Source organism: Pedococcus sp. 2YAF34 (assembly GCF_052114585.1).
In the GTDB taxonomy this organism is placed as follows: domain Bacteria; phylum Actinomycetota; class Actinomycetes; order Actinomycetales; family Dermatophilaceae; genus Pedococcus.
Genome location: NZ_JBFRFA010000008.1, coordinates 59,151 through 69,664 on the forward strand (window position 1 = coordinate 59,151; position 10,514 = coordinate 69,664).

Here is a 10,514-nt window from a genome sequence, read left to right on the forward strand (position 1 = left end):
CCGCGTGCCCCGACGACGTACCCCCGCCGCCGCTGCCAGCCTCGTGCTGGCGGTCGGCGGCGTCGTCGTCCTCGGACCCGGCGCGCAGGCGGCCGGTCCCCCCTCCGCCGTCGCCGCGCCCGCAGCTGTCGCACCAGCCGCTGTCGCCCCAGCAGCCGTCGCGCCCGTACGGGTGACGGCGGCCAAGCCGAAGCCGACGACGACGCCGTTGCCCGTCCCCCGTGACACAGTGCGGCCCGAGCTGTCCGTCGGCGGTCCCCGCCTCGCCTCCACCGGACTGGTCGCCGACCTGCCACCGGGGGTCCCGCGGCCGCCCGCGCTGCGCGACGTCTCCTGGCTGCTGGCCGACCTCGACACGGGCCAGGTCATCGCGGCCAAGGCGCCCCACGCGCGGCTGAGGCCGGCGAGCACGCTCAAGACCCTGACCGCCCTGACGCTCATCCCGAAGGTGTCCCCCGACCGCGTGGTCGTCGCGACCAACACCGACGCCGACGCCGACGGCACCAGGGTCGGCCTCGTGCCCGGCCTCGGCTACACCGGGCGCCAGCTGTTCCAGGCGCTGTTGATGTCGTCGGGCAACGACGCGGCCTACGCCCTGGCTGCCGCGGCCGGTGGCCGGATGGCCACCATCGCCGCCATGAACGCCATGGCCGACCAGCTCGGCGCCCACGACACCGTCGCTGTCGACCCCTCCGGCCTGGACGCCAAGGGCCAGACGTCGAGTGCCTACGACCTCGCCCTGATCGGCCGGGCAGCGTTGAAGCTGCAGGACTTCCGCACCTACGTCACCACGAAGCAGGCGCCGTTCCCGGGTCGACGCGACCCCAGGACCCACAAGCGCGCCTCCTACGTCATCAACAACCACAACAAGCTGCTGTACAACTACGAGGGCACGATCGGCGTCAAGAACGGCTACACCGAGGCGGCGCACCGCACCTACATCTCGGCGGTCACCCGCGGCGGCAGGACCTACCTGCTCACCGAGATGTACGGGCTGGACTCCTCGTGGCGACCCCAGGCGGCGATGTACGACTGGGCGTTCCGTTACGCCGCGAAGGCCCGGCCCGTGGGCACCTTGGTGGCTCCCGGCACCGTGACGACGCCGCCCGCCCCGGCGCCCTCCCCCGCCGCGGTAGCCGGAGCTGCTGGGTCCACGCCGGAGCCCGATGAGTCCCGGGCGACCGCAGCAGCCGCGGCGCTGCCGGGCATCGGCCTGGCCCCTCGCGAGCAGGCCCCGTGGCTCGGCGTCGGGGTGCTGGCAGCCATCACCGCCCTGCTGGGCGTCCTGGGCTCGCGCGCTGCCGCCAGGCGTCGGGCCGCCCGCCACTGACGGCACCGCTCCGCCGGGAATGGCGCCGGCTGCTCGAGCGCTCCGGCTCTGCGGCTAGGGTCGCTGCGTGCTGCACCTGCGCCTGGCCGTCCCGCCCGACCTGTCCGACGAGGTGCTCGCGCTGCTCGAGCCCAACCACGCCGTGGCCAACCTCGCACTCACCCGCGGCGGCAGTCTCAAGCCGGCCGGTGACCTCGTGGAGGCGGATGTGGCCCGGGAGGCCACCGACGACCTGCTGAGGGCTCTGGACCGGCTGGGGCTGCACGACCGCGGGGGCATCACCATCCTCGCCGTCGAGGCGTCGCCGTCACGCAACGCCGTCGCCGCAGAGAAGCACGCACCCGGCGCCCCCGACGACGCCGTGGTCTGGGACGCGGTGCGTGACACCGCCGAGGGCCAGTCGCACGGCTCGTGGTCCTACTACGCGTTCCTGTGCCTGGCCACGCTCATCGCGTCGGTCGCCGTGGTGACGGACTCGGCGATCCTCGTGGTCGGGGCGATGGTCGTGGGGCCGGAGTTCAGCGCCGTCGCCTCACTGTCCGTGGGACTGGCGCTCGGCCGTCGGCGCCTCGCCGCCCGAGCCCTCGGGCTGCTGGTGCGCGGGTTCGTCATCGCCATCGCCCTCACCACCCTCATCGCGCTGGCCGCCGTCGCCGCCGGGTGGATCGACGCGTCGACGGTCGCCTCCCCACGGCCGCTGACCGGGTTCATCTGGCGGCCGGACCGCTGGTCGCTGGTGGTCGCGGTCCTCGCCGGGGCCGCGGGCGTGCTGTCGACCACGGCGGGTCGCAGCAACGCCCTGGTCGGCGTCTTCATCTCGGTGACGACGGTGCCCGCAGCCGGGGACTTCTCCGTCGCGCTCGCCTCCGGGGCGTGGAGCCAGCTCGGGGGCGCCGCGGCCCAGCTCGGCGTCAACATCGTCGGCATGACGGTGGCCGGGGTCCTCACGCTGCTGCTGCAACGGGCGCTCTGGGACCGGCTCCGACGCCGTACGGCGGTGCCTGCCTGATCCCTCCCTCCGGAGGGACCCTCAGCGGCGGCGCAGGAGGCGGCGCACGCCACCGGCGAGCGAGCCCACGGCCACCGTGCCCACGGCGCCGAGCACCGCCCCGGCGGCCACGGAGGTGCGGTCGGCGGCGCGCTGCCCGAACGTCGGCAGCCCCGCGTCGGTGCGGTCGCGGATGCTGTCCAGGGGCTCGGGTGCCGGACCCTCTACGAGCTTGTCCTTCTGCGCCCCGGTGAGCCGCGCCGCGTCCTTGGCTGCCGCGTCCTGCGCCGCCACGTCGTTGGCCGCCCAGGCCGCAGCCACGAGCATCACCCGGGAGATCAGGTTGAGCCAGACGAGCAACCCCACGACCACGGCGATGGAGGCGAAGAGGGGGTTGCCGGTGGTGCCGGCCACGAGCCGCGAGCCACCGACCTTGAGGACGGTGAGCGCCACGCCGCCGAAGACGGCACCGTTGCGCAGTGCGGTCCACGGCATGTGCACGCCGCTGAGGACACGCAGCATCAGCGCCGTCAACCCGGTGTCGAGCACGACCCCGATCGCGAAGCCGACCACGCCGACGACCCAGGACTGTGAGCCCAGGCCGACCAATTCGGCGACCTTGGTGGCCACCCCGCCCGCGGCCACCGTCACGACGGCCGAGACGAGCACGCCGAAGCCGAGCACGACCATGACGCCGAGGTCGCGCAGCTTGAGCATGACCGCGTTGCCGGGCTGGCCGGGAGCCTCGAACACCGCGCGGATGCCGTCACGCAGGGCCCCGAGCCAGCCCAGGCCGGCGAGCACGAGGCCGACGAGGCCCACCAGACCGGTGATGGTCAGGGCGTTCTTCTGCGGGATGGCGATGGGGATGACCCCGGTCTTGTGCTGCTCGTCGCGCACGAACCCCGGCAGCGTCTGGTCGACGTACTGGCGGACCTCGGTCAGCAGCTCGGGGTGCCCGCGCAGGACGATGCCGCCGATGGTGAAGGCGAGCGCCACCGCGGGGAAGATGGAGAAGAAGGCGAAGTAGCCGACGCCGCCGGCGAGCACGTTGCCGCGGTGGTCGCCATAGCGCTTCCAGGCCTGCCACGCGTGGGTGGCCTGGAGGCGGGCCCACCACCTCTTGAGGGTCTGCACGTGTCAGCCGCCGAGGGCGAACGAGCGGACCGGTCGCCACACACCGTCGTCGCCGTGCTCGTAGAGGTGGAACTCCTCGACCTCGAACGCGCACTCGAAGCCCGAGAGCTCGGTGAACGCGCGGTCGAGGTTGGGGTCCGGCACGTGGTGGGCGACGGTGACGTGCGGGTGGTAGTTGAAGTCCAGCCGCCGGTCGAGCGGCCCCTGGCGCACAGCCTTCTCGAGCAGCTCGCAGTCGGCGATGCCGCCGGACACCTGGACGAAGACGACGGGCGAGGTGGGGCGGAACGTGCCGGTGCCCCTCAGCACCATCGGGAAGGGGTGGCCCTGGGCAGCGACCTCCTCGAGGTGCTTCACCGCGGCCTCGAGCTCCTCCTGCGGCACCTCGGTCGGCGGGAGCAGCGTGACGTGGGTCGGGATGCACTCCGCGAGGGGGTCACCGAAGGACGCGCGCTTCGCCTGGAGCATCTCCGCATGGGGCGACGGGATCGCGATCGAGACGCCGATGGTGGGCACGGTTCGACCCTATCGAAGACTGGGGAGCAGCCCGACGCGGTCACGCACGCGCGCCATGGTGGCCCGGGCGACCTCGCGGGCCCGGTCGGCCCCGTCGGCGAGGATGCGATCGAGCTCGGCCGGGTCGTCGAGCAGTTCGGACATGCGGGCCTGGAACGGCGTCAGCCGCTCGACCACCACCTCGGCGACCTCCTTCTTGAGGTCGCCGTAGCCCTTGCCCTCGAACGACAGCGCCACCTGCTCGACCGGGGTCCCGGACAGCACCGAGTGGATCACCAGGAGGTTGGAGACGCCCGGCTTCGCGACGGGGTCGTAGCGGACCTCGGCCTCGGTGTCGGTGACCGCCGAGCGGATGTTCTTGGCGATCTTGGCGGGGTCCTCCATGAGGTCGATGAGGCCCTTGGGGGACGAACCCGTCTTGCTCATCTTCGACGTCGGGTCCTGCAGGTCCATGATCTTCGCGGCGCCCTTGACGATGTAGGCGTCGGGCACGACGAGCCCGCCGCCGAACCGGGTGTTGAAGCGCTCGGCGAGGTCGCGGGTGATCTCGAGGTGCTGGCGCTGGTCCTCGCCCACGGGCACGTAGGCCGCGTCGTACATGAGGATGTCGGCCGCCATGAGCATGGGGTAGGTGAGCAGCCCGACGTTGGCGTTCTGGCCCTTGGCCACCTTGTCCTTGAACTGCGTCATGCGCCGGGCCTCACCGTCGGCGGTGAGGCAGTTCATGACCCAGCCGAGCTCGGCGTGCTCGGTGACGTGGCTCTGGCAGAACACCGCCGACCGCTTCGGGTCGACCCCGCCGGCGATGAACTGGGCAGCGGTGACCCGCGTGCGGTGGCGCAGCATCGCAGGGTTGGTCGGCACGGTCAGCGCGTGCAGGTCGGCGACGAAGTAGTAGGCGTCGAAGGTGTCCTGCAGCGCCACCCAGTTGACCAGCGCCCCGAGGTAGTTGCCGAGGTGCAGGGAGTCGCTGGTGGGCTGCATGCCGGACAGGATCCGGGGCAGCACCGCGGGGGCGGGCGTTTCAGGCATGCCCGTCATTGTGTCAGGTGGGCTGCAGCGTCAGGTGAGGTGGAGCAGCAGCCCCTGGGCGGGGGCGAGCACCGGCATGGGCAGGCCGACCCGCCCGAGCAGCGCCCCGCTCACGCGGACGCCGTCGGCGAGAGCCTCGTCCCACCACCGCGGGCCCCGCTTCTGCACCGTCGCCGGAAGCCCTGCCTGCGGGCGCACCCGCACCGTGTACGTGCGCTCGGGGTCAAGCCCCGGGAACACGACCAGACCGGCTACGGCGGCCGGCCCCGTGTGGACCTGGAGGACGGTGTACGCCGCCTCGGCGCGGTCCGCGGCCACCGTGCCCGTCACGAGCAGCCCCTGCTCCTCGGCGAGGTCGGCTCGTACGAGGTCGCCCGTGTGCAGCAGCGGGCGCAGCTCGCGGTAGAGGGCGGACCACTCCCGCAGGGCGTCGAGCTCCTCCGGCGTGCAGGTCTCGATGTCCCACTCGAGGCCGGCGTGGCCCTGCAGGGCGACGAGCATCCGGAAGGGCAGGTCGAGGGTCCGGTGCGTCGTGTGGGCCGTCGCCGGGCCGATGTGGGTGCCCATGAGCTCGACCGGCACGAGCAGGGAGGTCCAGCGCTGGATGGAGGCCCGCTCGAGGGCGTCGTTGCAGTCACTGGTCCAGATGCGGTCCGTGCGCGCGAGCACGCCGAGGTCGACCCGGCCGCCGCCGCTGGCGCACGACTCGATCTCGAGGTCCGGGTGGGCGGCGCGCAGCCGGTCGAGCAGCGCGTAGAAGGCGACGGTCTGCTCGTGCACCGCGGCGCGGTCGACTCCGCGGTCGTCGGACCGGACCGCCTCGTGGAGGTCGCGGTTGTGGTCCCACTTGACGAAGTCGATGCCGAGCTCGCCCACGAGGGCACTGATCTGGCCCTCGACGTGAGCCGCGGCCTTGGGGTTGGCGAGATCGAGGACGTGCTGCTGACGCGATGGCCGCGGCAGGCCGGAGCGCGGGCCCAGCACCCAGTCCGGGTGGGCGCGCACGAGGTCGGAGTCGGCGTTGACCATCTCGGGCTCGAACCAGAGCCCGAACTCCATCCCCAGGCGCTTGACGTGCTCGACGAGCGGCTGCAGGCCACGGGGCCAGGCGTCGGTGGACACCACCCAGTCGCCGAGCCCCTTGGTGTCGTCGCGCCGGCTGCCGAACCACCCGTCGTCGAGGACGAACCGCTCGACGCCGATCGAGGCCGCGGTGTTGGCCAGCGCGGTGAGCCGGTCGAGGTCGTGGTCGAAGTAGACGGCCTCCCACGTGTTGAGCACGAGGGGGCGCGGGTCGTTGCTGTGCGCGGCGGTCGCGCGCTGGCTGCGGTGCAGCCGTCGCGAGAGGCCGTCGAGCCCATCGGTCGAGTGGAGGAAGACGACGTCGGGAGCGGCGTAGGTCTCCCCCGGCGCCAGCCGCACCTCACCGGCCTCGAGGAGCTCACCGCCACCCAGGACCGCCGAGTGGGCACCAGCCCCCTCGGGCAGCCGCTCGACGAGGTGCTCGTGGTTGCCGCTCCACGCGACGTGGACCGACCACACCTCGCCCGAGCGGAAGCCGAAGCCCTCCGTGCCGACGGTGAGCAGCAGCGTCGCGTCGTGACCCGTCCGCCCCCGGCGCGAGGCCCGCAGGTGGGTGCCGTCACGCAGGCGGGAGCGCTGCGGTGCCCGCTCGCGGCACCAGCGCCCGGTGAGGTCGAGCACCTCCGTGGCGCGCGTGGGCAGCGGCAGCACCGCACGCAGCGCCGCGAGGTCGAGGGCCGTGGCGTCGCCCTCCGGACCCAGGTTGGTGACCGACTGGCTCACGCGGAGCACGCCGTGGTCGTCGAGGCGGTGGCGCACGACCAGCTGCGTCGCACCGGCCTCGGCGGTGGTCACGAGCTCGCGCTCGCCCGGCTGCTCCGTGGTGGCCACCCAGCGGGGCGCCGCGGCGCCGCCGTCGCGGTGGGCGGCGAATGCCGGGGTGCCGAGCCAGCCGTCGCCGCCGGTGGGCAGCACGGTGAGCGGCCACGGCTCGTCGAGGGCGTTGTGCGGCACCGGGCCGTCGAGCAGGCCCGGCAGCTCGGCGACGGCCGCGTCGGGCAGGTCGGCGCCCCAGTGGAGCACCCTCGGCAGCCCCTCGTCGGGGACCTCCACGACCAGGCAGGTGCCCGCGGACCGCACGGTCATGGTGGAGGTGGCGGTCGAGGTCATCCCTTGGTGGCTCCCAGCGTCAGGCCTGCGACGAACTGCTTCTGCAGGAGGAAGAAGATGACCAGGGTCGGCAGGGCGATGACGACCGAGCCGGCCGCGACCAGGTTGTTGTCGGTGAAGAACTGGCCACGGAGGTTGTTGATCGAGCTCGTGACCGGGAACTTGTCACCGGACTGCAGCAGCACGGTCGCCCAGAAGAACTCGTTGTAGATCCACGTGACCTCGAGGGTCGCCAGGGCCGCGAGCGGCGGCCGGCACAGCGGCAGGGTCAGCTGGAAGAACTGCCGCAGGACACCGGCACCGTCGACCACGGCCGACTCGTAGAGCTCGCGCGGCAGGGCCTTCATGTAGTTGGAGAGCACGAAGGCGCAGAACCCCGTCTGGAAGGCGACGTTGACCGCGATCAGGCCCCAGTAGCTGTTGAGCAGCGTGCCGGAGTCGCTGAACCAGAACGGCACCTCGATGGCCCGGAACATCCGGTAGACCGGGATGAGCAGCGCCTGCGGGGGCAGCAGGTTGGCCGCCGTGAAGAGACCGAGCAGGGCCAGGTTGAAGCGCCACGAGAACCGGGCCACCACGAACGCGACGCAGCAGGACAGGAACAGCGTGAGCAGCACGGCCGGGACGGTGATGATGGCCGAGTTGAGCATCGTGTGCGTGAAGTTCGCCTGCTGCCACGCGTCCTTGTAGTTGGCGAGCGTGAACCCGCCGAGGGAGAAGTACCCGTGCTTGCTCGTGTAGTCGTAGTCACGGAAGCTGCCCAGAACGGCATACGCCACCGGGAAGATCCAGATCAGCGCCACGACGGCGAGGAAGATCTGGGTCGCCAGCCGCCCTCGACCACCGCCCACGGGCTTGGGCCGACCACCCTGGCCCAGCAGCGCCTTGGTCGTGGCGTTGGGCTCGACGACGGCACTCATCGTTGCTCCTTGAAGGTGTAGCGGAGGTAGATGGCGACGAAGACGCTCGAGATCAGCAGCATCATCGTGGCCATGGCCGACCCGAACCCGATCCGGCTCGCCTCGCCGACGATGTTGCTGGTGACCAGCGTCGAGATGAGCTCCAGCCCGTTGCGGCCCTTGTTGATGACCCAGACGAGGTCGAACGCGCGCAGCGACTCGATCACCGTCACGACGAGCACGATCGCGTTGATGGGCGCCATGACGGGGAAGACGACGCGGAAGAACGTCGTGCGCTCGTTGGCGCCGTCCACCTTGGCCGCTTCGCGCAGCGTCGGGTCGACGCCCTTGAGGCCCGCCAGGTAGAGCAGCATGATGTAGCCCACGTGGCGCCAGCTGGCCGCCAGGAGCGCTGCCCAGAGGTTGTAGCGCTGGTCGCCGTACCAGTCGATCGTCCCGCCGGTCACCTGGTTGATCAGGCCCTGGTCACGGCTGTAGATGAGCTGCCAGATGAAGCCGACCAGGGCCAGGGACAACACGACCGGGAGGTAGATGGCGGTCTGGTAGACCCGCGAGCCCCGCAGCTCGCGGTCGAGCAGGACGGCGAGGAAGAGCCCGAAGGGCGTCGCGACGAGGAACAGCACCCCCAGCCAGATGAGGTTGTGCTGCACCGCCGGCCAGAACGGTGGGTAGATCGTCACCACGTCGTGGTAGTTCTTCAGCCCGATGACCTTGGCTGAGGAGATGGGCCCGATCCCGTCCCAGTTGGTGAAGGACAGCAGGACCGACCCGACTGCCGGCAACCAGACCAGCCAGAGGACCAGCAGGGTGGGCACCACGACCATCAGGGCGACCACGACCCGGTCGACGGAACTGAGGTGGTCGATGCCCTTGTACTTGCGTCTCGCCACGAGAACCTCCTCGGTGGGGGCGGCGACGGGTCTGGGCAGGATGCCGGGGCGTCCTGCCCAGACCCAGGTCTCAGGAACTGAAGATGCTCTTCTTCTGGTTCTCGATGCTGTTGCAGAGGCCGTCGATGTCCTTGGGGTTCTTCAGGAAGGACTGAATGGCCGGGATCATCACCGTGGAGGCGAAGTCGGGCCGGGTGTCGCGGTCCATGAACTGGGCGATGGACTTGGCCTGCGAGACGAACTCCACCGACTTCTTCTGGAGGGCGGTGTAGGAGGCCTGGTCGGCCTTGTCGTTCGTCGCGATGACGCTCGGGTCGGCCTTGACGACGATGTTCTGGGCGTCCGCCGAACCGACGTAGCCGAGGAGCTTCTTGGCGCCCGCCTCGTTCTTCGGGCGCTTGGCCATCATGTAGCCGTCGATGGGCGCCTCGATCGCGTCGGCGCCGATGGTCGAGTCGATCTCGGGGAAGTTGAAGAACGTCAGGTCGTCCTGCTCGGCACCCTTGCTGAACTGCTGGGCGACGAACGAGCCGAGCAGGTAGGTGCCGGCCTTCTTCTGCTGGAGCGTCTGGGCGGCCTCCTGCCAGGTGCGGCCGAGGGCGTCGGGCTGGTGCAGGTCGAGCAGGCCGGCCCAGGTGTCGAAGACCTTCTTGACCTTGTCGCCGTTCCAGGCCTCCTTGCCGGCCATGAGGTCGACGTGGAACTGGTAGCCGTTGACGCGCAGGTTGAGCTGGTCGAAGGTGCCCATCGCGGGCCAGCCGTCCTTGTCGCCGAAGGCGATCGGGACGAGGCCGTCCTTCTTCATCTGGGTGCCGAGGGTCTTGAACTCGTCGAGCGTCTTGGGCTCGGTGTAGCCGAACTTCTCGAAGACGCTCTTGCGGTAGAACATCGCCCACGGGTAGTAGGTCGAGGGCACGAAGTACTGCTTGCCGTCGTCGCCGGTCGACGCCTTCTTCAGCGCGTCGGACATGCCCGCGAGGTCCTTCCAGACGTCGGAGACATCACCGGCGAGTCCCTTGGAGGCGAAGAACCGCATGCGGTAGCCGGAGAACCACATCCACACGTCGTCGGGCGAGCCCTGCAGGTAGTTGTTGATGTTCTCCTGGAAGGAGTTGTGGTCGATCGTGTTGATCTTGGTGGTCAGGCCGGAGTTCGCCTTCTGGAAGGCGTCCATCACGGCCTGGATGGCGGCCTTCGGCACGGCGTCGGACTGGTTCGAGCCGATCGTGACGGTGCCGGTGGCCTTGCCGCCGGTCGAGGTGCTGCCGCCACCACCACAGGCTGCGAGCAGGGACGGGGCGGCGAGGAGGGTGCCGGCGCCCAGGGCGCCGCGCAGGAGGGTCCGACGGCTGACACCGCGGACGGAGGCGGGGACGAGGCTGGCGAGGTACTCGGCCTCAGAGGTCGGGCGGGTCATTTCGGGTCTCCTTTGACACGGTTGCACCGGTGCGATGGCTGACTCCGTCATCCGACAGATTCGATCAAAAACCATCAACAAGTTCCGAGGA

Annotated in this window: 9 protein-coding genes; 2 read left to right on the forward strand and 7 right to left on the reverse strand. The window is 70.9% G+C overall.

All coding sequences use genetic code 11. The annotated features are described in order from the left end of the window. Positions 1 to 4: 4 nt before the first annotated feature. Positions 5 to 1,330, forward strand: coding sequence for a D-alanyl-D-alanine carboxypeptidase family protein (locus AB4Z02_RS06575; protein ID WP_441970081.1), 1,326 nt, complete (start codon positions 5 to 7; stop codon positions 1,328 to 1,330). A gap of 67 nt (positions 1,331 to 1,397) precedes the next feature. After that, positions 1,398 to 2,339, forward strand: coding sequence for a DUF389 domain-containing protein (locus AB4Z02_RS06580; RefSeq protein ID WP_441970082.1), 942 nt, complete (start codon positions 1,398 to 1,400; stop codon positions 2,337 to 2,339). Positions 2,340 to 2,360: 21 nt separating this feature from the next. Here the strand turns inward: AB4Z02_RS06580 and AB4Z02_RS06585 are convergent, their stop codons facing one another. The 7 genes from AB4Z02_RS06585 to AB4Z02_RS06615 all read right to left on the reverse strand — a co-directional run bounded on the left by AB4Z02_RS06585 (position 2,361) and on the right by AB4Z02_RS06615 (position 10,423). Continuing rightward, on the reverse strand, positions 2,361 to 3,455 hold the full coding sequence (locus AB4Z02_RS06585; RefSeq protein WP_441970083.1) for a YihY/virulence factor BrkB family protein: 1,095 nt from the start codon (positions 3,453 to 3,455) through the stop codon (positions 2,361 to 2,363). A gap of 3 nt (positions 3,456 to 3,458) precedes the next feature. Continuing rightward, positions 3,459 to 3,971, reverse strand: coding sequence for a 2'-5' RNA ligase family protein (locus tag AB4Z02_RS06590; protein ID WP_441970084.1), 513 nt, complete (start codon positions 3,969 to 3,971; stop codon positions 3,459 to 3,461). 9 nt (positions 3,972 to 3,980) lie between these two features. Continuing rightward, positions 3,981 to 5,012, reverse strand: coding sequence for a tryptophan--tRNA ligase (trpS, locus tag AB4Z02_RS06595; RefSeq protein WP_441970085.1), 1,032 nt, complete (start codon positions 5,010 to 5,012; stop codon positions 3,981 to 3,983). A gap of 21 nt (positions 5,013 to 5,033) precedes the next feature. Continuing rightward, the gene (locus tag AB4Z02_RS06600) at positions 5,034 to 7,196 is read right to left on the reverse strand and encodes an alpha-galactosidase (RefSeq protein ID WP_441970086.1); all 2,163 of its coding nucleotides are present in this window, start codon (positions 7,194 to 7,196) and stop codon (positions 5,034 to 5,036) included. Then, positions 7,193 to 8,116 (reverse strand): carbohydrate ABC transporter permease, encoded by a 924-nt coding sequence (locus AB4Z02_RS06605; protein ID WP_441970087.1) that lies wholly within the window; start codon positions 8,114 to 8,116, stop codon positions 7,193 to 7,195. Before AB4Z02_RS06605 ends, AB4Z02_RS06600 begins: the two co-directional genes overlap by 4 nt. Then, positions 8,113 to 9,006, reverse strand: coding sequence for a carbohydrate ABC transporter permease (locus AB4Z02_RS06610; RefSeq protein ID WP_235531321.1), 894 nt, complete (start codon positions 9,004 to 9,006; stop codon positions 8,113 to 8,115). The genes AB4Z02_RS06605 and AB4Z02_RS06610 overlap by 4 nt, the downstream gene beginning before the upstream one ends. 70 nt (positions 9,007 to 9,076) lie before the next feature. After that, positions 9,077 to 10,423 (reverse strand): ABC transporter substrate-binding protein, encoded by a 1,347-nt coding sequence (locus AB4Z02_RS06615; RefSeq protein ID WP_441970088.1) that lies wholly within the window; start codon positions 10,421 to 10,423, stop codon positions 9,077 to 9,079. Positions 10,424 to 10,514 lie beyond the last annotated feature (91 nt).